We start from the raw sequence: 24294 nt of genomic DNA on the forward strand, positions 1-24294 counted from the left end.
TGAGGGTCGGTACGGATTGGGGTGCGAAAACACTTCAGCGGGCTTCGGGAACGACCGCAGTGCGGTCGAGCTCGGCCAGCCGAGGGCGGCCCAACAGGGCGAGGGTGTCGTCGAGTTCGGCCTTGAGGAGGTCGAGGACCTGCCCGGCGCCCCGCTCGCCGTCGGCGGCGAGGCCCCAGAGGAGCGGTCGGCCGATCAGGACGGCGCGGGCGCCGAGGGCGACCGCGAGGGCAACATCCGTGCCCGTCCGGACACCGCCGTCCAGGAGGACGGGCAGGTTCGGCGGTACGGCGGCGGCCACTTCGGGCAGTGCGGCGAGGGACGGGAGGGCACCGTCGAGCTGGCGGCCGCCGTGGTTGGAGACCAGGACGGCGTCGACGCCGTGCTCGGTGGCGAGCCGGGCGTCCTCGGCGGTGAGGATCCCCTTGAGGACGATCGGCAGGCGGGTGCGTTCGCGCAGCCAGGCGAGGTCGGCCCAGGTCAGGGTGGGGTCGAACTGCTCCTTGGCGTGGTCGGCGATGCCCGAACTGCCGTGGCCTGCGCGGTGGCTGGCGGCCATCACGGCCTGGTCGACGTTGACGGCGCGGATGTGCGCGGGGATCGCGAAGCCGTTGCGGGCGTCGCGCAGGCGGCGGCCGATCCGGGGGGCGTCGACGGTCAGCATCAGGGCGCGGTAGCCGGCGGCTTCGGCGCGTTCGACCAGGGCGGCCAGCGCGTCGCGGCGGCGCAGCCAGTACAGCTGGAGCCAGAGCGGGCCGGTGGCGGCCTCGGCGATGGATTCCAGGGTGCGGCTGGCGAAGATCCCGGCGACCATGAGGGCGCCCGCGCGGCCCGCGGCGCGGGCGGTGGCGACCTCGCCTTCGGGGTGGAACAGCTGGTGGTAGGCCATCGGGGCGATGCCGATCGGGGTCTCCAGCCGGCTGCCGAGCAGGGTGAGGCGCTGGTCGGTGGCGGAGACGTCGACCAGGGTGCGGGGGCGCAGCCGGCACTGTTCGAACCGGGCCCGGTTGGCGGCGAGGGTGCGTTCGGCGCCGCTGCCGCCCTGCACGAAGTCCCAGATCTCGGCGGGGAGTCGGTCGCGGGCCGCGCGTTCGAAGTCCGCCAGTTCCAGTGCGTCCAAGGGTCTGCCTTTCCGGGCAGGCCTCGGTCGGGCCCGCTCCGGCCCGGCAGCGTAGGAGGCCATGCCCCTGATGGTCTAGACCTTGCCCGGCTCGGACGCCTGTGTAATCGTCGGAAAGCCGAAACCGACCCCGTTCGTCGTGAACGGCGTCCTTCCAACCTCCCCTTCGTGGAGTGGCGTTGACCGGATATCCCGCTCTCCCCGCCCAGCCGTACGAGGCCGCCGAGGCCCCGCACGACTGGGTGGACCGTTACCTGCTGGCCGGCCCCGCCGACCAGGAGTGCCTGCGCTTCGGCGCCCCCGTGGACCGGGCCGCGCTGCGCGCCCTGGTCGCCGGGCAGGCCGCCCGGCTCACCGCCGCCGGTCTGCACCGCGGCGGCACGGCCGCGCTGCGGCTGGCGCCCTCGCTCGGCTACGTCGCCGCGCTGCTCGCCTGCTGGCAACTGGGCGCCCAGGCCGTCCTGTTGGACCACCGGCTCACCGACCACGAGGTCGCGCTCGCCGTCGAACGGCTGGCGCCCGAGGTGCTGGTCGAGTCGGCGCACGGCCCGGCGGCGGCGATGCGCGGCTTCGCCGAGACCGACCCGGTGCCGGTGGCGCTGCCGAACGGCCGCCCGGCCGCGACCGGCCACGCCCTGGTGCAGCTCAGCTCGGGCTCGACCGGCCCGGCCAAGGTGATCGCCCGCACGGCCGCCGACCTGCTGCGCGAACTCGACTGCTACGCACGGCTGGAGGCGTTCCCGAAGGCCGGCGAGCGGGTCGTCCTGCTCTCCTCGGTGGTGCACGTCCTCGGCCTGGTCGGCGGGCTGCTCAACAGCCTGCACGCCCGGGTGCCGCTGACCGTCCCCGAGCGGATGACCACGGCGGGCATCCTGGCCACCATCGCCGCGGACGACCGGCCGACCACCGTGATCGGCGTCCCGTTCCACGCCGAACTGCTGGCCGGAGCCACCAGCCCGCCGCCGCTGCCGCAGCTGCGCCGGATGATCGTCGCCGGCGAACTGGTCCGCCCGGGCCTGCCCGCCGCCTTCACCGACCGGTACGGCGTGCCGCTGGGCACCATGTACGGGATGACCGAGCTCGGCGTCATCGCCACCGACCTCGACGGCACCCTGCACCCCGAGGCCGCGCCCGTCCACGGCATCGACCTGCGCGAGGACGGCGGCGAACTGCACATCGCGATGGCCGCCTCCCCGTATCCCGGCCTCACCGACGCCACCCGCTGGTCGGACGGCCGGCTGCACACCCGCGACGCCGGCCGGGTCGACCCGGCGACCGGCCGGATCACCGTGCTCGGCCGGCGCGACTCGCAGGTCTCGATCGGCGGCCTCAAGGTCGACCTCAACGAGGTCGAGCACACTCTGGCCGCCCTGCCGGAGGTCCGCGAGGCCGTGGTGGTCTTCGCGGACGGCGCCATCGAGGCCTACCTGGCCACCGAGACCGCCGCAGGCGGCGGAGCCGCCGGAGCCGGCGACCTGGCCGACGCCGACCTGGCCGACGCCGTCCGGGACGTGCTGACCCGCGAGTTGGCCGCCTTCAAGCGGCCCCGGCAGCTCACCTTCCTCCCGGCGCTGCCCCGCACCGCCACCGGCAAACTCGTCCGCGACACCGCCGCGCTGCGCGCCGCCGCGGCCGCCGCACCCTGATCCACCGCACCGCACGCACCGAACCCCGACCCCGAATCAGTACGAGGAGCACCACCATGCAGGAGCGCATCCACGAGTTCGTCGTCGCGGCACTCGCCGGGATGAACTACGACGTCGACGGGATCACCGGCGACACCGACCTCGGCCCGGCCGGCCTCGACCTCGAGTCGCTGGCGCTGGCCGAACTCTCGGTCCAGGTCGAGGACGAGTTCGGGGTCAAGTTCGAGGTGGAGGAGATGGAGACCACCGCGCTGATGACCCTCGACCAGTTCACCACCGACGTGGCCCGCCGGATCGCCGCCGCCACCGCCGGTACCGCCGGTACCGCCGCGTGAGCACGACCGTGCTGCCGGACCGGGCCGAGGTCGTGGCGATGCTCGCGGCGTTCGGGCAGCGGGCCGCGGAGAGCGTGCCCGAGAACCTCGGCTCGCTCGAACTCACCTGGCTGACCGCCGAGTTCGAGCAGCGCTACGGCATCGAGCTGGACCTCTCGGACGAGCAGTTCGCCGCCGTCCGCACGGTGGACGACGCCGTCGCGGTGCTGCGCGGAGCCGTGCTCGCGGCCGCCATGGTCGGCTCCGGCGGGGTCGACAGCGCCGCGCCCGACACCGGCAGGGTCGACACCGGCAGGGTCGACACCGGCGGGGTCGCCCGGTCATGAGCAGCAGCGCACCACCGGCCGGACGGCCGGTGTTCACCGGCCTCGGGGTGCTCAGCGCCTTCGGCGCCGGGCTCGCCCCGCTGGCCGCCGCGACGGCGACGGGCGGGGCCGGGTTCGCCGAGGTGACCCGCTTCGACGTCGCCCGGCGCGGCACCCGGCGGGCGGCCCTGCTGGCCGACCCGCCGCCGCTCGCCGACGCGGTGCTCGGCGCCGTCGCCGATGCCTGCGAGCAGTCCGAACTCCCGGCCGGCGCACCGCTGTTGCTCGCCCTGCACAGTGACCTGCGCACCCGCGAGGTCGCCGCGGAGGTGTCGAAGGGCGCCGTCGCCCTCGGCCTGGCCGGGGTGACCCGGGTCTACACCGGCGCCTGCGTGGCCGCCGCCACCGCGGTGGCCGACGCGGCCGCCATGGTCGGCTCCGGCCGGTACCCCCGGGTACTGGTCGCGGCCGGCCACCTGGTGGAGCCGGGTGTCTTCGCGGCCTTCGACGCGGGCCGGGCGCTGGCCCGTGACGGCGAGCTGCGGCCGTTCAGCACCGGGCGCAGCGGCACCCTGCTCGGGGACGCCGCGGTGGCCGTGGTGGTCGAAGCGGCCGGCGCCGCCGCCGGGCGCGGCGCCCGTCCGCTGGCCCGGCTGGCCGGCTGGGGCCGCTCCGGGGACGCGCACCACGTCTGCCGGCCGCGGCCGGACGGCGCGGGCGTGGCCCTGGCGGCCCGGTCCGCGCTGGCCCGGGCGGGCGTCGCCCCGTCCGAGGTGGGCTACGTCAACGCCAACGGCACCGGTTCGCCGATGTCCGACCTGGCGGAGGCGCGGGCGCTGCGCGAGGTGTTCGGCGACGCATTGGCCGGGTTGCAGGTCAGCTCCAGCAAGTCCGTCCACGGGCACGCCCTGGAGGCCTCCGCGATGCTCGAACTCGCCGTCACCATCGGCGCGTTGAGCAGCGGGCGGCTGCCGGTCAACGCCGGCTGGCGGGGCCCGGACCCGGAGATCGGGCTGAACCTCGTGCTGGGCCCTGTGGACGCCCGTCCCCGCTACGCGCTGAGCCTCAACTCGGCGTTCGGCGGCGCCAACACCGCGCTCCTGGTGGCCGCCGCGTGAACCACCTGCGCACGCTCGCCATCGCAAGCTGGACCGACGGCGAGCCGCCGCCCCCGCTGCCCGGCTTCTCGGCCTCGACCTTCAACCCGCTGGTCGCGGCCGTCGCCGAACGCTGCCTGGCCGCGCACTACGGCGAGCCCGGCGAGCCCCGCCGTACGGGTCTGCTGCTCGCCAGCGCCGGGGGCGACCGCGCCACCGCGCTGGCCATCGACACCGGCGCGGCGGGGCGCCGGATGCCGCCGCTGCTGTTCTTCCAGTCCAACCCGAACGCCGTCCTCGGGCACATCGCCGCCCGCTGGGGCCTGACCGGCCCGGTCGTCGCGATCAGCCCCCCGGTGGCCGCCGCGCCCGGCGAAGTGCCGCCGGACGCACTGGAGTTGGCCGCCCTGCTGCTCGCGGACGGCGACGCCGAGCAGGTCCTGGTCATCGCCGCGGAGCAGACCGAGCACACCGCCGAGCGGACCGAACAGGCCGATCAGACCGAGCTGGCCGCCGGGGAGGCCGCAAGCACCGGCCACGCCACCGCCGTCCTGCTCACCGCCGTCACCGCCGTCACCGCCGCCACCACCGCCACCGCCGCCTGAGCGCTCGTCCGCGCGCACCCGCTTTCCGACACCCCGTCCGCCGTACGCGTCCCTGGACGCCGCACCGCACCCGCATGGTCAGCACCATGGGAGGGATCCATCACCGTGAGCATCCGCAGCATCCGCAGCCTCCTGGCGAACGACCCGGACGTCGGCGCCGGGAACGTGCTGACCAGCAGGATCGCCCTGGGCATCGGTCTCGACGACCCGCGGCTGACCTTCGACACCCCGGTGGACGGCCACGCCGCCCGCGAGGCCCTCACCCTGCGCGAGGCCGACCGCGCCGTCCGGGCCCGGGCGGCCGCGCTGCACGCCCTCGGGGTCGGCCGGCGGGACGTGGTGGTGGTGTACACGACCGCCGCCGCCGACCAGGTGCTGTCCTTCCTGGCGCTGGCGCGGCTCGGCGCGATCCCGGCGCTGCTCAACCCCGGGGTGGAAGGCGAGCGCGCGGCCCGCTACATCGCTCGTCTCGGCGCCGTCGGCATCCTCACCGACCCCGCGCACCGGGCCGAACTGGCCGGGTACGACCCGGCGGCCCCGGTGCTCGCCGACGCCGCCGACCTCGGCTCCGGCGACCCGGACGCGGCGCCCGCCCCGTACCGCCACCACCCGGACGACCCGATCGCGATCACCCACTCCTCCGGCACCACCGGGATGCCCAAGGCCGTGGTGCACTCGCACGCCAGCCTGTACGCGTCGATCCGGCACCGCGCCACGCTGCCCCGGCCGCAGGGCATCGACCGGGTGCTCAGCGCGCTGCCCGCCGCGCACGCCGCGACGCTGATCGCGCTCAACCTGGCGCTGAGCTTCGACTCCGAACTGCACCTGATCTCCCAGCAGACCGGCCCGGCCGTGCTGGAGGCGATCGAACGCTGGCAGCCGCAGAGCGTGTTCGGCTTCGCCACCAGCTGGGCCGACCTGGCCCGGCAGAACCTCTCCGCCCGCGACCTGTCCTCGGTCGGCCTGTGGTGGAACACCGGTGACTGCGCGCACGAGGCGCACATCCGCCGCCTGATCGCCCAGGGTTCGCGCGAGACCGTCACCCGCGAGGGCCGGGTCCGCCTGCCGGGCTCGGTGTTCGTCGACGGCCTGGGCTCGACGGAGATGGGCCACTCGCACTTCCACATCACCCACGCCCCCGGCACCGAGAAGTACGGCCGTTGCGTGGGCCGGCCGCACACCTTCGTCGACTGCGAGGTGGTCGGCCCGGACGGCGAGCCGCTCGGCCCCGGCGAGGTCGGCGAACTCGCCACCGCCTCCCCGACCCTGGCGCCCGGCTACTGGAACGACTCGGTCACCACCTACCGCACCCGGCTGCGCGGCCGCTTCCTCACCGGCGACCTGATGTACCGGGACGAGGAGGGCTACTACTACCACGTCGACCGGCTGGTCGACTCGGTCGACCTCGGCGGCGGCCGGCGGCTGTACACCGCGATGTCCGAGGAACGGGTGCTGGCCGACGTCCCCGGCGTGCTGGACTGCACGGTCGTCGCGGTGAAGGACGGCGACCGGGTGGTCACCGACGTGCTGCTGCTGCTCGCGGACGGCGCCGACCGGGCCGTCGACCGCACCGCGGAGGTGGTCGCCGCGCTGGACGAGCACACCGCCGCCACCGTCCGCGCGGTCCTGGTGGTCGACGACGCGGACATCCCGCTCGGCCCGACCGGCAAGGTCCGCAAGGTCCTGCTGCGCGAGCGCCACCTCACCACAATGACCCCGGCGGCCGCCGTCCCGGCCGGCGCTCTCCCGGCCGGCGCTCTCCCGGCCGGCGCTCTCCCGGCCGGCGCCCGCTCGGCAGCCGCCCGATGACCCGCGTCGGACGGCCGGGCGCCGTCGTCACCGGCATGGGCATGGTCACCTCGCTGGGCCGCAAGCCCGGCGAGGTCTTCGAGGCGCTGACCTCCGGGTTCAGCGGCATCACCGCCGTACCGGAGGGCCACGTCGCACACGGCTGGCTGCCCGCCGCCGGGATCGCCCCGCACATCGACGGCCGCGAGGTGCTGCCGCCGACCGAGACCCGCTGCGTCGACCGCTTCGCGCTGCTGGCGATGGCCGCCGCGGACGACGCGCTGACGGACGCCGGGCTGGTCGTCGGCCGCGACGTCGACGCCCGCCGCACCGCCGTGGTGCTGGGCACCGGCGGCGGCGGCCTGGAGACCTACGAGCAGCAGGCGCAGCGCCGCCAGGAGCGCGGCCGCCCCGGCGTCAGCCCCTACATGCTGCCCGGGATGCTCTCCAACATGGCGACCGCCCGGATCGCGATCAAGCACGACATCCGGGGCTTCAGCACCGCGATCGTGACGGCCTGCGCGGCCGGCGCCCAGGCGGTGGCCGAGGGGCTGCGGCTGATCCGGGCCGGCGACGCGGACGTGGTGGTGTGCGGCGGGACGGACGCCTCGCTGCACCCGACGATCGTCTCCGCCTTCACCAACGCCCGTGCGCTGGCTGCTGGTTGGGACGACCCGACGCAAGCGTCCCGACCGTTCGACGCCCGCCGCAACGGCTTCGTGCTGGGCGACGGCAGCGCCGTCCTGGTGCTGGAGAGCGCCGAACACGCCGCCGCCCGGGGCGCGGCCGGGTACGCCGAACTGATCGGCTGGGGCTCCAGCACCGACGCCCACCACCCGACCATGCCCCGCCCCGACGGCGCGGGCGCCGCCGACGCCATGCGCACCGCCCTCGCCAACGCCGGCCTGGCCCCGTCCGACATCGGCTACGTCAACGCGCACGGCACTGGCACCAAGCTCGGCGACATCGCCGAATCGGCCGCGCTGAACGCCGTGTTCGGCGAACACCGGCCCGCCGTCAGCTCCACCAAGGGCGCCACCGGCCACCTGCTGGGTGCGGCCGGGGCGGTGGAGGCCGCCGTCACCGCGCTGGCCGTGGCCCGCGGCCTGCTCCCGCCGACCCTCAACCTGGACGAGCCCGACCCGGCCTGCGACCTGGACCACGTCCGGGGCGCCGCCCGGTCGGTCCGGCTGCGGGCCGCGCTCAGCAACTCCTTCGCGTTCGGCGGCCACAACACCAGCCTGATCTTCGGGCCGACGCCCACCAGGACCGTCAAATAGCCCGCTGCGGCCTGCCATCTTCTTTCTCAACTCCGCTTGCAGGGAGTCCAGTTGTCGATCCAGACGATCACCCATGTCGAGTACCACTGCGCCGACGTCGCGCAGACCGCCGCCGAGCTCCAGGCCGGCTTCGGCTTCCGGCGCGACGCCGAGCAGCCGGTGTGGCAGCCCGGGCTGCGGGCCGTCCACCTGATCCAGGGCGGCATCCGGCTGCGGCTGCTCTCCAGCGAGCTCACCGACCACCCGGTGGCCCGCTGGGTCGAGCGGCACGGCGAGGGCGTCGCCGTGCTGGCGCTCGGCTGCGCCGACCCGGCGGCGGCGCTGGAGCGGGCCGAGCGGCACGGCGCCGAGGTGCTGGACCGCGCGGGCGCGCTGATCGCCGGCTTCGGCGACACCGCGCTGCGCTTCGTCCCGCTGCCGGACGGCGCCCCGGAGACCGTTGGCGGCGACCTGTTGGACGCCCTCGACCACGTCGCGATCTGCGTGCCCGCCAGGCGGCTCGCCGAGTCCGTGCGGTTCTGCGAGGCCGCGCTCGGCATGCGCCTGATCTTCGGCGAGTACATCGAGGTCGGCGAGCAGGCGATGGACTCCAGCGTGGTGCAGAGCCCCTCCGGGGACGTCACCTTCACCCTGATCGAGCCGGACACCGGCCGCCGGGCCGGACAGATCGACACCTTCCTCGCCGATCACGACGGCGCGGGCGTCCAGCACCTGGCGCTGCGCACCGACGACATCGCCACCGCCGTCCGCGCGGCCCGCTCGCACGGCGTCGAGTTCCTGACCACCCCCGGCGCCTACTACGACGGCCTGGCCGAACGGCTCGGCGACACCGCGATCCCGGTCGGGACGCTGCGCGAACTGGACGTGCTGGTCGACCAGGACCACGGCGGCCAGCTGTTCCAGATCTTCGCCCGCTCCACCCACCCCCGGCGGACCTTCTTCCTGGAGCTGATCGAGCGCCAGGGCGCAGGCACCTTCGGCACCGCCAACATCAAGGCCCTGTACGAGGCGGTCGAGCGCCAGCGCGCCGCCGCCTCCGTCTGACGCCCGACGCCCGACGCCTGACGCCCGACGCCTGCCCCACCCGCCCCGCACCCGTCCTCCGAGGAGGAGCACCCCGTGACCGTCGCACCCGCGTTCGTCCTGACCCCGGCCGAGACCGCCCTGCTGCCCACGCCCGCGGAGGTGGCCGGCTACCGCGAGCACGGCTGGTACCTCTCCGGGAAGCTGTTCACCGACCAGGAGATCGACACCCTCCAGGCCGCCACCGACGACTACTACGAGGGCCGGCGCGACCGTACCCTCGCCGTCCGCCCGCCGCGGCTGGCCGCCTGGGAGCCCGCGCACGGGCAGGTCCAGCGGCACAACGACTACGTGCACTACGAGAGCGACGCGATCGCCGCGATCCTGCGCAAGCCACTGGTCGGTGCCGTCGCCGCGGTGCTCGCCGGGGCCGAGGAGATCCGGATCTTCCAGTCGACCCTGATCTTCAAGCCGCCGGTGCCGGAGGAGCCCTCCAACCAGGTGCCGTGGCACTTCGACAAGCACTACTGGCACACCTCGACCTCGGACGACATGCTGACCGCCTTCATCCCGTTCCACGACTGCGGGGTGGAGAACGGCACCATCACCATGGTCGACGGCAGCAACCGCTGGGAGGAGCTGCCCTCCGAGGAGGACGCCACCCGGCACTTCGCCCAGCGCGACCGCTCCGAGCTGGAGTCGATCCTGGCCGCCAACGCCGCTCACAACGGCGCCGAGGTGCGCAAGGTCCCGGTGGTGATCCCGCGCGGGCACATCAGCTTCCACCACTGCCGCACCTACCACGGCAGCGGCGCCAACCTGGCCGACTTCCCGCGCCGGGCGATCTCGCTGCACCTGCAGGACGGCGCCAACGAGTACCGCCACGCCACCCGCCCGGACGGCTCCCCCGCCGCGTACAACCACGACGTGCTGGTCCGCCGCACCGCCGACGGCCGCCCCGACTACGCCGACCCGGAGATCTGCCCGGTCATCTGGCGGGGAGCCCGGTGACGGACCTGCCCACACCGGACCTGCCCACACCGGACCTGCCCACACCGGACCTGCCCGGCTCCCGCGACCACGACCACGACCACGACCGCGATCACGACCCGGTCGACCTCGACTCCCCCGCCGGGCGCTACCGGATGCTGCGGCTGATCCGCAGCTTCGAGGAGCTCGCGCTCGGCCTGGTGAAGTCCGGGGAGATCACCGGCGGCATCCACCCGTACATCGGGCAGGAGGCGGTGGCGGTCGGCGTCTGCGCCGCGCTGCGCCCGCAGGACCGGATCACCTCCACCCACCGGGGCCACGGCCATGTGCTCGCCAAGGGCGCGGCCCCGGACCGGCTGCTGGCCGAACTGCTGGGCCGCACCGGCGGGTTGAACCGGGGACGGGGCGGCTCGATGCACGCCGCGGACTTCTCGCTCGGCATCCTGGGCGCCAACGGCATGGTCGGCGCCGGCGGTGCGATCGCGGTCGGCGCCGCCTGGTCGGCCCGGCAGGCCGCCGAGGACCGGGTCGCCGTCGCGTTCTTCGGCGACGGCGCGCTCAACCAGGGCGTCCTGCTGGAGTCCCTCAACCTGGCCGCGATGTGGCGGCTGCCGGTGCTGTTCGTCTGCGAGAACAACGGCTACGCCACCACGCTGCCGGCCGCCACCGCGGTGGCCGGCAGCGCCACCGGCCGGGCCGCCGCCTTCGGGATCCCCGCCGTCGAGGTGGACGGGATGGACACCGAGGCCGTCCGCACGGCGGCCGCGGAAGCCGTCGCGCGGGCCGCGGCCGGCGGCGGACCCGGCTTCCTCGAGTGCCGCACCTACCGCTTCGAGGGGCACCACACCATGGAACGGCTGATGAAACTGCGCTACCGCACCCCGGAGGAGGTCGCCGGCTGGCGCGGCCTCGACCCGCTGCCGCGCGCCGCCGCGCTCCTGCCGCCCGGCCTGGCCGAGCGGCTGGACGCCTCGGTGGCCGAACAGCTGGCCGCCGCCCGACAGTTCGCGCTCGACTCCGAACTCCCGTCCCCCGATGGCGCGTTGGAGTACCTCTACGCGGACGGGCTGCGTCCGAGGGCGGGGTCCGGGGCATGAGGCTCTCCTACACCAAGGCGCTCAACCGGGCGCTCATCGACGCGCTCGCCGAGGACCCGGCGGTCTGCGTGTTCGGCGAGGACATCGGCGCCGGCATGGCCGGCCCCACCCTCAACCTGCTCGACCGCTTCGGCCCCGGCCGGATCGTCGACACCCCGCTCTCCGAGCAGGCGTTCACCTCGATGGCGATCGGCGCCGCGCTGACCGGGCGGCGGCCGGTGATCGAGTTCCAGATCCCCTCGCTGCTGTTCCTGGTCTTCGAGCAACTCGTCAACCAGGCCCACAAGTTCTCGCTGATGACCGGCGGCCAGACCGGCGTCCCACTGACCTGCCTGGTGCCGGGCTCCGGCTCCCGGGACGGCTGGGCCGGGCAGCACTCCGACCACCCGTACAGCCTGTTCGCGCACGCCGGGATGAAGACCGTCGTCCCGGCCACGCCCACCGACGCCTACGGGCTCCTCCGCTCGGCGATCGCCGACCCGGACCCGGTGGTCGTCTTCGCCCCCGCCGGCGCCCTGCCGGTGCGCGAGACCGTGACCTGGGAGCTCGCGCCGATCCCGCTCGGCTCGGCCCGGATCCACCGCGAGGGCACCGACGTCACCGTGGTCGCCGTCGGCCACCTGGTGCACGACGCGCTGGCCGTCGCCGAGGAGCTCGCCCCCGAGGTCTCCGTCGAGGTGTTCGACCCGCGCACCCTGTACCCCTTCGACTGGACGGCGCTGGCCGCCTCGCTGGAACGCACCGGCCGGCTGGTCGTCATCGACGACTCCAACCGCAGCTGCGGCATCGGCGGCGAGATCATCGCCACCGCCGCCGAGGAGATGCGCCTGATCGCCCCACCCCGGCGGATCACCCGCCCGGACGGCACCGTCCTGCCGTTCGCCCCCGCACTGGACCGCGCCCTGCAGCCGAACCGCGACCAACTGCGCGACGCCGTCCGTGCGGTGATGAAGCAGCAACAACCCTCGCGCGGCAAGGACCGGGGACAGTGAACCTGACCGCCGAACTCACCTCCCTCAGCCCGGCGTTGCGCTCCGCCCTGGCGGCGTCCGGCGACGACCGGATCTTCTACGACCTGGGCGGCATCACCCGTCGCTACACCGCGCTGCGGGACGAACTCCCGGGCGTCGCCGTCCGGTTCGCCATGAAGGCCTGCCCGGTGGACGAGGTGCTGACCGAACTCGCCGCGCTCGGCGCCGGTTTCGACGCCGCCGGCCCGAACGAGATCGCCCAGGCCCTGCGCACCGGCGTCCCCGCCGAGCGGGTGCACTACGGCAACACCATCAAGTCCGACCGGGGCGTCGCCGAGGCCCACCGCCTGGGCATCCGGGACTTCGCCACCGACAGCCTCGCGGACGTCGCCGCGATCGCCCAACACGCCCCCGGCGCCCGGGTGTTCTGCCGGCTCGCCACCAGTGGCACGGGCGCGCTCTGGGGCCTGAGCCGCAAGTTCGGCTGCTCGGCGGCCGACGCCGTCCGCGTGATGACCGCGGCCCGCGCCGCCGGGCTGACCCCCGCCGGACTCTCGGTGCACGTCGGCTCGCAGCAACTGACCGCCGAGGCCTGGACGGCGGCCTTCGACCTGCTCGCCGACGTCATGGTGGAACTCGAACGGGACGGCATCCGCCTCGACCACGTCAACCTCGGCGGCGGCCTGCCCGCCCTCGGCTACGTCGACCGCTACGGCGCCGCCCTCGAACCCCCGCTCGACGAGATCTTCCACACCGTCCGCCACGGCCTCGACCGGCTGCGCCGACTGCACGGCGGCGGCCTGCGGTTCGTCCTGGAGCCCGGCCGCCACCTGGTCGCCGACCAGGGCGCGATCCGCACCCACGTCTACCGCCTCACCGACCGCCAACAGCCGGACGGCGAACGGGAACACTGGCTCTACCTGGCCTGCGGAAAGTTCAACGGCCTGTACGAGATGGACCAGGTCCAGTACCGCCTGGTCTTCCCGACCCACCCCGACGAAGACCGCGTCCCCGCCATCATCGCCGGCCCCACCTGCGACAGCGACGACACCTTCCCCCACGGCCACACCACCGGCCGCGTCCCCGTCCCCCGCACGGCAGCCTCCGGCGACCCGGTCTGGATCCTCTCCAGCGGCGCCTACGCAGTCAGCTACCTCACCCAGGGCTTCAACGGCTTCGACCCCCTGCCGTACACGGTCCTCCCGCCCGACGCCTGACCTCGACCGAGGGTTGTCGGTGCCGGTAGTACCAGAGGATGGGCTCGTCGGGGCGGGCGGTGTCGGGCGCGGGATGGGCGGCGCCGGCGGCGGTGAGGTTGGGCAGCAGCGAGGGATCGGGTTGCGGGACCTCGCCGTAGTCCTCGTCGTCGACGGCAACCGGGAGTTGGTGGATGACGGCAGCGATCCGCGACGGAAGGTGGATGTCCAGGCCTTCGTGGCAGCGGGCGATGATGTCGTCGCGCACGTGGGCGGGGAGCAGGCTGCCGTCGACGGCGACGGGGGCGACGGCCGGGCGCGGCTCCTCGGCCATCGTCTCGGCCCGGTCCCGCCACAGGTCGGCGTCCTGGAGCTCACCGCGGCTGCGGTGCAGCAGGTTGAGGCAGCTGGCCGCCGTGTAGCTGCCGGCGCCGGCGGCGAACTCCCACCAGAACTGCGCGGCCTCCCGATGGCCGGTCACCTGCAGCAGCGCCCCGAGGACCAGCGCGCCCTCGGGGTGGATGCGGCGACTGTCGGCCAGTTGCTCCAGCGACAGGGCGGCCTGCGGCTGGGTCAGGACGAGCGAGACGGCGAGGCCGAGTTCGTGCGCCGCCTGCCGGTGCTCGGTGCCCATCGGGCGCGGAGCACCGAACAGGCGGCGCCAGGCATTGCGGGCCGCGGCCGCCAGCTCCGCCGGCCCCGTTCCGGCCTGCTTCCCGGCGGGTGCGGGTGCCGAGCGGTCGCGTCCCATGTTCACTCCTTGCTCGCGGTTTCCTGCGCACCCAGCAGGCGGCGGAGCTTGCGCAGCGCCTGGTGATAAGTGGTCCGCACGTTGGTCTTGGTGGTGTCCAGGTACTCCGCGATCAGCGAGTAGTCGAGCCTGAGAATGTCGCGCAGGACCACCACTGCGCGCTGGCGCTCGGTGAGATTCCGCAGCGCCTCGGCCACCTCCTGGCGATCGCCGAGGTCCCCCAGTACGTCCTCGACCCGCTTGAAGAAGTGGCGGATGCACTCGGAGCGGTCGTCCTTCGGGCTGCGGGGAAGGCGTCCGGTCTCGAGGAAGGCCTCGACAACGGCATCCCCGATCAGGGTGTTGAGCAGCTTGTATGCCTCAGCGGCGGGCCGCTCCCCCCGCATCACGACACTCCACTGCGACTGAAGCTGCCGCTTCAACTCCTCGACCACCGACAGCGCACGCTCCTCGTCGTGGAGCATGGCGCAGGCTAGGCCGAGCCAGGCGCCGCCGTGCCTGTCGCAGAACACGGCGTACGACAGTCGCAGTGCTGCCCCGGTGTGGGGCTGTGGCGCCTTCTCGTGCTGGTTCACTGGTCGAATCCTTCCCAGCGGCCCGGCCCCGTTGACGGGCAGCTGTCTTCTTTCGTAGTGGGTTGGTCACCCCCTGTATCCACATGGAAGCGCATCGGATAGTCGAACGTGAAGCCGATCACATAACTACCTTGTGAGACAACATGAATGACGTTAAGTCAGTGAATGACCCATCAACTAGCGGTCAAATACGATCAGATCGAAAGGTGATCGAATGGCGGACCGTGGCGTCTGAGTTCCGGCCTTGATTGCCCGCCCGGAGCTGTGGGCATAGTGGGAGGAGGTCACGCCGAGGACTGGGGAGAACAGATGACGGACGAGACCAAGGGAACCGGCGAGATACCCGGCGCCGAGGTGACTCTCGACATCCACCGCCCGCACTCCGCGCGGATGTACGACTACTTCCTCGGCGGCACGACCAACTTCGAACCGGACCGGGCCGCGGCCGCGCAGGCCCTCGCGGTGTTCCCGAACGCGCACGTCGCCGCCCGCGCCAACCGGGCGTTCATGCACCGGACGACCAGGATGCTGGCCCGCCACGGCATCACCCAGTTCCTCGACGTGGGGACCGGCATCCCGACCTCGCCGAACCTGCACGAGATCGCCCAACTCGTCGACCCGGCCTGCCGGGTGGTCTACGCAGACAACGACCCGATCGTACTCACCCACGCCCAGGCGCTGCTGCGCAGCAGGCCGGAGGGCCGCACCGCGTACATCCAGGCGGACGTGCGCGACCCCGAGCACGTCCTGGACGCCGTCGAGACCACCGGGGTGATCGACCTGGACCTGCCGGTGGCGCTCAGCATGAACGCCCTGCTGCACTTCGTCTCGGACGAGGACCGCGTGTACGAGGTGGCGGAGACGTTCAAGCGCAGGCTCCGCGCCTCCGGGAGTGCCCTGGTGCTCTCCCACTTCACCCCCGACTTCGCACCCGAGGACGCGGCCCGCGGCGTCCGCGTCTACCGGGAGTCCGGCACCTACGTCCAGGCCCGCGCCCGCGCCGAGTTCGCCCGCTTCTTCGACGGCTGGAACCTGGCCGCCCCCGGCATCGTGCCCACCCCGCGCTGGCGCCCCGACACCGAACCCGCCGGGGTCACGGTCACCGACGCCCAAGCGTCCTGCTACGGAGCCGTGGCGTTCCGCCCCTGATCCCGACACTTCCACCGTGTCACATTCGCGGTCCGGTCGTGAAGCCCGGCCGTCCCCGATCCGACGGGCCCGCTGCGGGTCAGTGGGCCGCCAGGTGGCGGGCGAAGAAGCTGCGGACGGTGTGGCAGATCCCGGCTACCGAGGTGGCGGTACCGATCAGTGCGTTGGTACGGCCAGGGCCGACCAGGAACGGTCCAGTTCCTGGCGGTGGTCGAAGCCTTCGCTGCCGAGCAGGAGCAGCGGGCGGTCCAGGCCTGCTGCCGTGACCGGGAACAGTTCGGCAGAGGAAGGACGGTTCCAGGTAGCCCTCCAGGTTGACGCCGCCACGGAGACCCGCGCCACGGCCCATGGCGGCGTCGGCCGTTGAGTGCGCTGCCAAGTGCGACCCGCCCGCTCACGGACCCGGTGCCGGCCGGGCGGACGCCGAGTTTTCTGGACGTACTGGCGGACTCCCCGCCGAACGCGGTGGCAGCAACGTCTTGCTCACGCTCCGGCGCCGAGCACCGCGGCCGGCATCGTCGCGGCCACCGCGCACCGGGTGTTCAGCGCGATCCGCTCTCCCATGAACAGATAAGGCAGATCCTCAGCGAACGGCTGCCGGTGACGATGATGGCGCTGGGACCGTCCGCCAACTCCTCGTCCAGCTGCCCCTCGCCACTGGCGACGACCTCTCACCTCCCGGCCTGCCTCCGCCGCTTCGGCGAGCACTTCGTTCACCGCGCGCTGCCACTCGCGCTCCCGCTGCTCCTCGTGCTCTTGGTTTTCGTCCTCGCCGGCCGGCTCGGTCAGTGGGGAGAAGATCACGTTCTTCATGAGTGGTGAACTCGCCAGGCCTGGTCGGGGCGCTGCAACCTCGAGTCGCAGCGCACGAACCTCACCTGACAGGCAGTGGCCGTGGCACCCGCCCGGTGCCGTTCACCGGAAGAAGTACTGGATGATCAGGAGCACGATGGCCACCAGGGCCGGCACGATCCTGATCGCGAACGACCTGCCCGAAATCCAGCCGGCGCCGGGAAACCAGAACCGCTTGCCGTGCGCTTCCCGCACCCGCCGACGCTCCTCCTGCGCCCGCCCCTGCTTGTGCTTTCGATGGTCCTGCCAGTGCTTCCGCCGCAGCTTCTGCTCGTGCTTCTGCTGTTCCCAGCGCTCCCGTTGCTGGGCTTCTTGGGCAGAGCGGAGGCCGTACTGGTGAGACCACCGCTTATGGTTGGCCTCCGCGCTGTCCCACGCCTTCCTGAAAGTCGCGCCCAACTCGGGCCCGCCGATGCCGAGCCCGATCCGGGTCGCGGTCAGCGCGCTGGGCCACGATTCCTTCTTTCCCTTCAGTAGGTTCCTTTCCCCCAGCACGTCGCCCACCGTGCTCGTCCCAAGGGTGGACGCCGGGTCGAGGGCTTTCGCCTGCTCGCAGACCTCCCTGTACGACTTGGAGCCGTAGCTCTTGTAGGTGCTCCGGACGTAGGCTCGCCAACCCGTGCGGGTCAGGGAGCCGAAGGCTTCGCCCTCCGCGTCGACGCCCGCAGCAACGGCGCCCCCGGTGCCGTAGTCCTCACCGCGCTCGGTCACTGCGTTTCCTCCTCGCCGTCCATCAGCTCATCGATAACCCCGTCGCCCGCCGAACGGGCCAGCCCTCCTGAGACAGCGCTGATCACACGCAGCACGGCCTTCACGATGAAGCTCTCGGCGGAGCCGTTCCCCGTCTGCCCGTCGGCCTTCGCCAACTCGTCGGTGGAGGGGTCCGTCCTCGGTCCGTGGGGCCCGGGCATGGCGGTGCTGCAGGAGTTCTCGGAGCAGGTGCACTCGTTCATGGGGCACAGAGTGGAACGAGCCCCCGTCGTCCGGCATCAATCCGGACGTCCGGCGCCGCAGGCCGATGTCCGGCGCTCCGCACCGGATGTCCGGAATCGCGTCCGGCCGCAGTGCGACGCCCCTCACACCGAGTGGCACCGGGCGCTGAACCCGGAACGCAACAGTGCCGTCCAGAACAACCTTGGCGCAACATCCCAGGGTCCCGGGCCCGCAGCAAGGTTGTCCCTGAGCGGCATGTGTCCCGCCACTGCTGTACACGTGCAGCGCCGCCGACGGTGCAGCGCTGCCGCACACCTTGATGGCCGTGCTGAACACCTTGGCGGTCGGCGCGTGAATGCCTTGGCGACTGGTCCGGATACCTTGACGGGCTCCTTGATGCCGCTGGTCAGAGCGGCGCCTGTGGGGCGGGTGTGCGGCGCTGGCAGCGGAGGCGTGAGCGCTCACCAAGGTCCAGAGGACCGGTCACCAAGGTGTGTTCCCTCTGCACACGGTGTCCGGGTGCGGCCAGTGCGGCAGCGGGAAGGCCGGCGTTGCACATGCGGTCGGCCAAGAACGAGGCTCACAGCCGGCGATTGGCGAAGGCGGGATCCTTTGGGTCGGTGTACGTGTCCTCCCACCAGCCGTTCGGCAGGAGCACCGGAGTCCACGCCACGCTCCCCCAGGCCAGCGATGGCAGGTCGGGGCGGTCCGCGGCCGGACCGACGGCCTGATCGGGGACGGCCCCTGTCTCGATCAGCGTGCACAACCACAGGCGCACGTACCGCGAGTACCTGCGAACGTCCAACGCGACCTCGCCCGCGAAGTTCACGCGGTCTTCAAGGTCCTGGACATCTGTTACCTCGCCGACGCTCGGGCCGGTCGTCGACAGGACCGGCGTCTGCTCCTCGATGTGCTCCTGGGCGGTGACGACCAGGTTGACCAAATTCCGGTACAGCGCGGTGGCGTTGGCGTCACCGAGGGCCAGCGCGGTGGTGTGCGCACCCTGCTGAAGACGCCAGAACGCGCCTTCGAAAGTGTCCGCGTCGAAGGCCTGGTAGTCCCACCAGACACCGGAGGAACGGCCCAGCCCTTCCAAATGAGGTATCAGATCGGATATGCGGCGCAGCAGATCGAGAGCCGCCGTGGCCTGCCAGTCCCGGGCCTGGCGCCGATCCCGATCCGCACGCTCCTCCCGCAGCCGACGGTCAGCGGCATCCCGCTCGTCCCGCAACCGCTGATCCGCCTCCGCCCGGTCCTGCACCGCGCGCTGCTCCGCCGCCACCCGGAGCAAATCGGACTTCCGCTGAGCGCTCTGCGCCAGCCAGATCGTGGCTATCAAGGCGCCGAGGGTCAGCACAGCTGCCGCTGCGCCCGAGACGGAGGACAGGACCTCGCTCCAGTTGGGCGCATCGGCATCGGCGGCGAGGAGAGAGCTCAAGCGGGCTCCTGAAGCGAGAAGTTCGGTGCGAGGGAGGGTAACCAACCAGTCCGACAATGGTTGCCCCTGACTCAATCCGCCAGCTGCGCCGCACCGGCAGCGGACTGGCCGCACGGACCAGAACCCACAATGCCGACAGCCAGCGCGTCCCCCCGACGCCCACACCGAGTACGCTCCTTCGCAGGCTCGCAGCGGTGCAGTCCTCCCGCAGCCTACCCGGAGCGTCTGCGACTCCCCGCCCCACTCTCCGACCACCACTCTGTGCCTGGGCAAAGCCGTTTCCGCAGGGCAGCCAGCAAATCCAAACGACGCAGCCGCAGTCCAAGCCGCAATCGGCGAGCACAAAGAATGGCGCAGGATCCGCCGCATCACAGCGGCAGAGAACCTCACCGCCTACCACCCCGACCGCGCCCCGACCGTCCAACGTCGGCGCCGCGAAAAGGAACACCGGGCCCGCGCCGCCCAGACCCCCGCCCGGCGTCGCGTCACCAACTCAACACGCAAGGCCCGACCGTTCGAGATGAGCGGCCGGGCCCTGCGTATTCAAGTACCGCTACCCGACGGACGAGTAGGCGATGATGCCGCGGCGCATGCCGTCGACGGCCTTGCGGGCGGTGCGGCGGAGTTCGACGTTGTCGCCGGCGGCGTCCTGGATCTGGCCGAGGACGTCGATCAGTTGCTTGGTCCAGCGGACGAAGTCACCGGCGGGCATGTCGGCGTCGCGCAGAACGGAGTCCAGGTCGTGGCCGAGCGCCCAGCGGTAGGCGGGCCAGGCGAAGCCGAGGTCGGGTTCGCGCTGGCCGACGCCCTCGGCGGTGGAGATCTTGTGCTGCTCCTCGAGTGCGTCGAGCTTGCCCCAGATCCGGACCATCCGGCCGAGCGCGTCCTTGGCGCCGCCCTCGGGGACCCGGGGGGCGGTGGCGTCGTCGGACTGGCGGGCCTCGTAGACCAACGCCGAGGCGCAGGCGGCGAGTTCGGCGGCGGCGAGGCCGTCCCAGATGCCTTCGCGGATGCACTCGGAGGCGAGCAGGTCGAGTTCGCCGTAGAGCCGGGCCAGGCGCTTGCCGTCGTCGGTGACGGTGTCGCCGCTGAGGTAGCCGAGGTCGGCGAGCAGGCCGCAGACCCGGTCGAAGGTGCGGGCGATGGTGTGGGTGCGGGAGCGCATCCGGCGTTCCAGCAGTTCGGTGTCGCGGTGCAGGCGGTGGTAGCGCTCGGACCAGCGGGCGTGGTCCTCGCGTTCGTCGCAGCCGTGGCAGGGGTGCTGGCGCAGGGCTGCGCGCAGCCGGGCGATCTCGGGGTCGTCGGCGGCGGCGGCGCGGCCCTTGCGGAAACGCTCGGGTTCGAGGTGGCCGGCCTTGGTGCGCAGCGCGGAGGCGAGGTCGCGGCGGGACTGCGGGCTGCGCGGGTTGAAGGACTTGGGGATGCGCATCCGGTCCATGGCGGCGACCGGGTGCGGGAAGTCGATCATCGCGAGGCGCTTGACCTGGCGTTCGGCGGTGAGCACGACGGGGCGCGGCCCGTCCTGGTAGTCGGGGTGGCGGGGGCCGCTGCGCCCGTGCCGGCCGCGGACGTCCGGCGGCAGGCCGGGGTCGAGGACGAGCGCGAGGCCGGCGAACTTGCCGGTGGGGACGTGGATGATGTCGCCGGGCTTGAGCTGCTCGATGGAGTCGATGGCGGCGGCGCGGCGCTGCGAGGAGCCTTCGCGGGCGAGTTCGTTCTCGCGGTCCTTGAGTTCCCGGCGCAGCGACATGTATTCGTCGAAGTCGCCGAGGTGGCAGGTCATCGACTCGCGGTAGCCGTCCAGGCCTTCTTCGTTGCGCTGCACCTGGCGGGCGATGCCGACGACCGAGCGGTCGGCCTGGAACTGCGCGAAGGAGGTTTCCAGCAGTTCGCGGGAGCGGTGGCGTCCGAACTGGCCGACCAGGTTGACGGCCATGTTGTAGGACGGGCGGAACGACGACTTCAGCGGGTAGGTACGGGTGCCGGCCAGGCCGGCCAGCGCCTCCGGGTCGAGGCCGCGCTGCCACAGCACGACGGCGTGGCCCTCGATGTCGATGCCGCGGCGGCCGGCCCGGCCGGTGAGCTGGGTGTATTCGCCGGGGGTGATGTCGGCGTGGGTCTCGCCGTTCCACTTGACCAGCTTCTCCATGACCACCGAGCGGGCGGGCATGTTGATGCCGAGGGCGAGCGTCTCGGTGGCGAAGACCGCCTTGACCAGGCCCTTGACGAAGAGTTCCTCGACGACTTCCTTGAACCGCGGCAGCATGCCGGCATGGTGGGCGGCGATGCCGCGCTCCAGGCCGTCGAGCCACTCGAAGTAGCCGAGCACGTTGAGGTCTTCGTCGGGGATGTCGCGGCAGCGTTCCTCGACGAACTGGCGGACGGTGAGGCGGTCGGCCTCCCGGTTCAGCCGCAGGCCGGAGTTGAGGCACTGCTGGACGGCGGCCTCGCAGCCGGCCCGGCTGAAGATGAAGGTGATCGCGGGCAGCAGGCCCTCGGCGTCGAGGCGGTCGATCACGTCGACCCGGCCCGGCGTCCAGACCCGGCCGGGGCGGCCGGCGGGCATCGAGCGGCCGCGGCCTCGGGCGAACCTGTCCCGGCCGCGGTCGCTCTCGGAGCGGGCCAGGCGCACCAGTTCGGGGTTGACGGCCTTGGCGGGGTTCTTCAGGCTGCCCTTGGGGCGGCCGTCCCGGTCCGGGCTGGCGAACAGGTCGTACATCCGGTTGCCGGCCATCACGTGCTGCCACAGCGGGACGGGGCGGTGCTCGGAGACGATCACCTCGGTGCCGCCGCGCACGGTGTCCAGCCAGTCGCCGAACTCCTCGGCGTTGGAGACGGTCGCGGACAGCGAGGCCAGGATCACGGATTCGGGGAGGTGGATGATGACCTCCTCCCAGACGGCGCCGCGGAAGCGGTCGGCAAGGTAGTGCACCTCGTCCATCACCACGTAGCCGAGGCCGTCGAGGGCGCTGGAGCCCGCGTACAGCATGTTGCGCAGCACCTCGGTGGTCATCACGACCACCGGTGCGTCACCGTTGACGGAGTTGTCACCGGTGAGCAGGCCGACCTTGGCGGCGCCGTAGCGCTTGACCAGGTCTCCGTACTTCTGGTTGGACAGCGCCTTGATCGGCGTCGTGTAGAAGCACTTGCGGCCGGCGGCCAGCGCCAGGTGGACGGCGAACTCGCCGACGATGGTCTTGCCGCTGCCGGTGGGGGCGGCGACCAGGACGCCCTTGCCGCTCTCCAGAGTCTGGCAGGCGCGGACCTGGAAGTCGTCGAGCGGGAAGTCGTACAACTGCTGGAAGCCGTAGAGGGCCGTTGCCTGCTCCTTGGCGCGCTCGCGGGAGGCCGCGTACCGCTCGGCGGGGCTGAGCTGCTCTTCGGGCATGGGGTTGCCGTGCACTGGCGTCACCTTTTCTTCCCGTGGGTGTGGCTGGACGGGGGCGCAGACGGCGACGCCTGCGGCTGCGGGGCCGTGGCCTGGGACGGCGACGGGGCGCGGCGGGTGCTTGGGGTGTGGTGATCGAGCATCTCAGCCTGAGATTACCCGTCTGGAGTGACATCAACATCAGACTTTTCCGGCAGCTGAAACGGGTTGCGGGCGGGCGGTGCGAAGCGTGATCGGACGGGTGCCGGGGGTGATCGGGAAAGGGCGCGCGGATCGGGTGGAGTGGAATCCAGGCGGGGCGCGCGGATCGGGTGGGGTGGAATGCGGGCGGGGCGCGCGGATCGGGTGGGGTGGATTGCGGGCGGGGCGCGCGGATCGGGTGGGGTGGATTGCGGGCGGGGCGCGCGGATCGGGTGGAGTGGAATGCGGGCGGGGCGCGCGGATCGGGCTGGACAGGGTGCGGGGCGGGGTGCGGGGCGGGGTGCGGGGCGGGGTCCTGGTGGGGTTCCGGCGGGGTGTCCCGGCGGGTTCGGAAAACCGAGTGCGGGTCGAACTCACGTTCCGCTAGCGTCCTCGCCGTGGCCAAGTTGAACCAGATCATCGCCGTGGAAAAAGGCGTCAAGTCGAAGTCGTTCCAGGAGCTGACACAGGCTCACCAGGATCTGCAGAAGCCCGCGCTGCTGGCCGGTATCTCCCGGTCGTACCAGCCGAAGGACGAGGAGGGCGAGCAGTTGCCGCCCGAGTCGACGCGGGTGCAGGTCAAGGCGGAGGACGTGCTGCGTGCCACCGCCACCACGCTGACCCGGCTGTTCGACGTGACAGCCACCAAGGACTGGGCCAACACCGAGGCCCGGGCGGACGTGGTGGTGGACGGGCGGACGCTGGTGGCCGGCGCGCCCGTCACCTACCTGCTGTTCCTGGAGAAGCAGTTGACCGACCTGCGGACGTTCGTCCGCAAGCTGCCGGTGCTGGACGCCGCCGAGTCCTGGTCGCACGACCCGTCCTCGGACGCGTGGAAGACCGAGGCGGTGCGCACCATCCGCACCAAGAAGGTGCCGCGCAACCACGTGAAGGCGGAGGCGACGGAGAAGCACCCGGCGCAGGTCGAGGTCTACTACGAGGACGTCGCGATCGGGTACTGGACGACCGTGAAGTTCTCCGGCGCGCTGCCCGCGCGGCGGGTGAACGAGCTGCTGGAGCGGGTGGAGAAGCTCCAGCAGTCGGTGCAGTTCGCCCGCGAGGAGGCGAACGCCGCAGAGGTCACCGACCGCCGGGTCGGCGACGCCGTTTTCGGCTACCTGTTCGGGTAGCCCCATGAGCCCCCCGGGTGAGACCGGGGGTGGCGCGAAAAGCGCAAGCTGACACTGAAGTTGAAGCTGACTTCGGGGTACAAGGTGGAGGTTCGAGTCCTCCCCCCGGCACCAACACGCGCCGGGGTGGCCCAACTTGGCAGAGGCAGCCCCGTCAATCTCAGACTCTCGCTCAAGTCTCAGCATTCGCCGCCGAGCGCCGGATCGACCGGTCGAGGGCCGGTAACGTCGGATGCGGGTTCGACTCCCGCCTGCGCCTCTCCGCGGCGCGGTAGCTTCAATGGCAAAGCACGACGTTGTGAGAGTGACCCTCGGCCTTAAACGTGCCGGCGCAGAGCAATTGGGTGGCACCGCAGGGGCCCGGGAGCTGGATACCGCTCCCGGGCTCCGTCACGTTTTGGGGGCGGGTTCGCCGGCACGTTTCGGGCGCGGGTGCGTCGTTACG

General features: G+C 72.6%; 22 protein-coding genes. 14 read left to right on the forward strand and 8 right to left on the reverse strand.

Annotated elements, in window-relative coordinates; all coding sequences use genetic code 11:
• Positions 1-34: 34 nt before the first annotated feature.
• On the reverse strand, positions 35-1120 hold the full coding sequence (locus ACFYS8_RS00715) for an alpha-hydroxy acid oxidase (protein WP_387633876.1): 1086 nt from the start codon (positions 1118-1120) through the stop codon (positions 35-37).
• A 173-nt stretch (positions 1121-1293) separates the two neighbouring features.
• On the opposite strand from ACFYS8_RS00715, the gene ACFYS8_RS00720 reads away from it, so the two are divergent.
• The 12 genes from ACFYS8_RS00720 to ACFYS8_RS00775 all read left to right on the forward strand — a co-directional run bounded on the left by ACFYS8_RS00720 (position 1294) and on the right by ACFYS8_RS00775 (position 13474).
• The gene (locus tag ACFYS8_RS00720; protein WP_387633878.1) at positions 1294-2766 is read left to right on the forward strand and encodes a class I adenylate-forming enzyme family protein; all 1473 of its coding nucleotides are present in this window, start codon (positions 1294-1296) and stop codon (positions 2764-2766) included.
• Between the two features lie 56 nt (positions 2767-2822).
• Positions 2823-3101, forward strand: coding sequence for an acyl carrier protein (locus ACFYS8_RS00725; RefSeq protein WP_387633880.1), 279 nt, complete (start codon positions 2823-2825; stop codon positions 3099-3101).
• On the forward strand, positions 3098-3427 hold the full coding sequence (locus ACFYS8_RS00730; protein ID WP_387633882.1) for an acyl carrier protein: 330 nt from the start codon (positions 3098-3100) through the stop codon (positions 3425-3427). The genes ACFYS8_RS00725 and ACFYS8_RS00730 overlap by 4 nt, the downstream gene beginning before the upstream one ends.
• A complete protein-coding gene (locus ACFYS8_RS00735) occupies positions 3424-4524 on the forward strand; it encodes a beta-ketoacyl synthase N-terminal-like domain-containing protein (protein WP_387633884.1) in 1101 nt (366 codons plus the stop codon). The genes ACFYS8_RS00730 and ACFYS8_RS00735 overlap by 4 nt, the downstream gene beginning before the upstream one ends.
• Positions 4521-5108, forward strand: a complete 588-nt coding sequence (locus ACFYS8_RS00740) for a hypothetical protein (RefSeq protein ID WP_387633886.1) — start codon at positions 4521-4523, stop codon at positions 5106-5108. Before ACFYS8_RS00735 ends, ACFYS8_RS00740 begins: the two co-directional genes overlap by 4 nt.
• Before the next feature lie 105 nt (positions 5109-5213).
• Positions 5214-6917, forward strand: a complete 1704-nt coding sequence (locus tag ACFYS8_RS00745; RefSeq protein ID WP_387633888.1) for an AMP-binding protein — start codon at positions 5214-5216, stop codon at positions 6915-6917.
• The gene (locus ACFYS8_RS00750) at positions 6914-8176 is read left to right on the forward strand and encodes a beta-ketoacyl-[acyl-carrier-protein] synthase family protein (protein ID WP_387633890.1); all 1263 of its coding nucleotides are present in this window, start codon (positions 6914-6916) and stop codon (positions 8174-8176) included. Before ACFYS8_RS00745 ends, ACFYS8_RS00750 begins: the two co-directional genes overlap by 4 nt.
• Positions 8177-8227: 51 nt before the next feature.
• A complete protein-coding gene (locus ACFYS8_RS00755; protein WP_387633892.1) occupies positions 8228-9220 on the forward strand; it encodes a VOC family protein in 993 nt (330 codons plus the stop codon).
• 75 nt (positions 9221-9295) lie between these two features.
• Positions 9296-10210 carry a phytanoyl-CoA dioxygenase family protein gene (locus ACFYS8_RS00760; protein WP_387633894.1) on the forward strand — a complete coding sequence of 305 codons (915 nt, stop codon included), beginning with the start codon at positions 9296-9298 and terminating at the stop codon, positions 10208-10210.
• The gene (locus ACFYS8_RS00765) at positions 10207-11286 is read left to right on the forward strand and encodes a thiamine pyrophosphate-dependent dehydrogenase E1 component subunit alpha (RefSeq protein ID WP_387633896.1); all 1080 of its coding nucleotides are present in this window, start codon (positions 10207-10209) and stop codon (positions 11284-11286) included. The genes ACFYS8_RS00760 and ACFYS8_RS00765 overlap by 4 nt, the downstream gene beginning before the upstream one ends.
• Positions 11283-12278: an alpha-ketoacid dehydrogenase subunit beta gene (locus ACFYS8_RS00770; protein WP_387633898.1), complete on the forward strand. Its 996-nt coding sequence runs from the start codon at positions 11283-11285 to the stop codon at positions 12276-12278. Before ACFYS8_RS00765 ends, ACFYS8_RS00770 begins: the two co-directional genes overlap by 4 nt.
• Complete coding sequence (locus ACFYS8_RS00775; RefSeq protein WP_387633899.1) at positions 12275-13474, forward strand: type III PLP-dependent enzyme; 1200 nt, start codon at positions 12275-12277, stop codon at positions 13472-13474. Before ACFYS8_RS00770 ends, ACFYS8_RS00775 begins: the two co-directional genes overlap by 4 nt.
• Here the strand turns inward: ACFYS8_RS00775 and ACFYS8_RS00780 are convergent.
• Together ACFYS8_RS00780 and ACFYS8_RS00785 are read right to left on the reverse strand one after the other, a co-directional pair.
• Positions 13425-14204, reverse strand: coding sequence for a hypothetical protein (locus ACFYS8_RS00780; RefSeq protein WP_387633901.1), 780 nt, complete (start codon positions 14202-14204; stop codon positions 13425-13427). The genes ACFYS8_RS00775 and ACFYS8_RS00780 overlap by 50 nt on opposite strands.
• A gap of 2 nt (positions 14205-14206) precedes the next feature.
• On the reverse strand, positions 14207-14779 hold the full coding sequence (locus ACFYS8_RS00785; protein WP_387633903.1) for an RNA polymerase sigma factor: 573 nt from the start codon (positions 14777-14779) through the stop codon (positions 14207-14209).
• 309 nt (positions 14780-15088) lie between these two features.
• On the opposite strand from ACFYS8_RS00785, the gene ACFYS8_RS00790 reads away from it, so the two are divergent.
• The gene (locus ACFYS8_RS00790) at positions 15089-15928 is read left to right on the forward strand and encodes an SAM-dependent methyltransferase (protein WP_387633905.1); all 840 of its coding nucleotides are present in this window, start codon (positions 15089-15091) and stop codon (positions 15926-15928) included.
• Between the two features lie 483 nt (positions 15929-16411).
• Here ACFYS8_RS00790 and ACFYS8_RS00795 read toward each other — a convergent pair whose 3' ends face one another.
• The 5 genes from ACFYS8_RS00795 to ACFYS8_RS00815 form a co-directional block, all read right to left on the reverse strand.
• A complete protein-coding gene (locus ACFYS8_RS00795) occupies positions 16412-16741 on the reverse strand; it encodes a hypothetical protein (protein ID WP_387633907.1) in 330 nt (109 codons plus the stop codon).
• 102 nt (positions 16742-16843) lie between these two features.
• A complete protein-coding gene (locus ACFYS8_RS00800; RefSeq protein ID WP_387633909.1) occupies positions 16844-17491 on the reverse strand; it encodes a hypothetical protein in 648 nt (215 codons plus the stop codon).
• Positions 17488-17733, reverse strand: a complete 246-nt coding sequence (locus tag ACFYS8_RS00805; RefSeq protein WP_387633911.1) for a hypothetical protein — start codon at positions 17731-17733, stop codon at positions 17488-17490. The genes ACFYS8_RS00800 and ACFYS8_RS00805 overlap by 4 nt, the downstream gene beginning before the upstream one ends.
• Before the next feature lie 560 nt (positions 17734-18293).
• Positions 18294-19151: a hypothetical protein gene (locus ACFYS8_RS00810; protein WP_387633912.1), complete on the reverse strand. Its 858-nt coding sequence runs from the start codon at positions 19149-19151 to the stop codon at positions 18294-18296.
• A 553-nt stretch (positions 19152-19704) separates the two neighbouring features.
• Positions 19705-22539, reverse strand: a complete 2835-nt coding sequence (locus ACFYS8_RS00815) for a DEAD/DEAH box helicase (protein WP_387636765.1) — start codon at positions 22537-22539, stop codon at positions 19705-19707.
• 578 nt (positions 22540-23117) lie between these two features.
• Here ACFYS8_RS00815 and ACFYS8_RS00820 point away from each other — a divergent pair.
• Positions 23118-23849, forward strand: coding sequence for a hypothetical protein (locus ACFYS8_RS00820; RefSeq protein WP_387633914.1), 732 nt, complete (start codon positions 23118-23120; stop codon positions 23847-23849).
• Positions 23850-24294: the final 445 nt, after the last annotated feature.

It is taken from the genome of Kitasatospora sp. NPDC004615, assembly GCF_042873545.1.
Lineage (GTDB): Bacteria > Actinomycetota > Actinomycetes > Streptomycetales > Streptomycetaceae > Kitasatospora.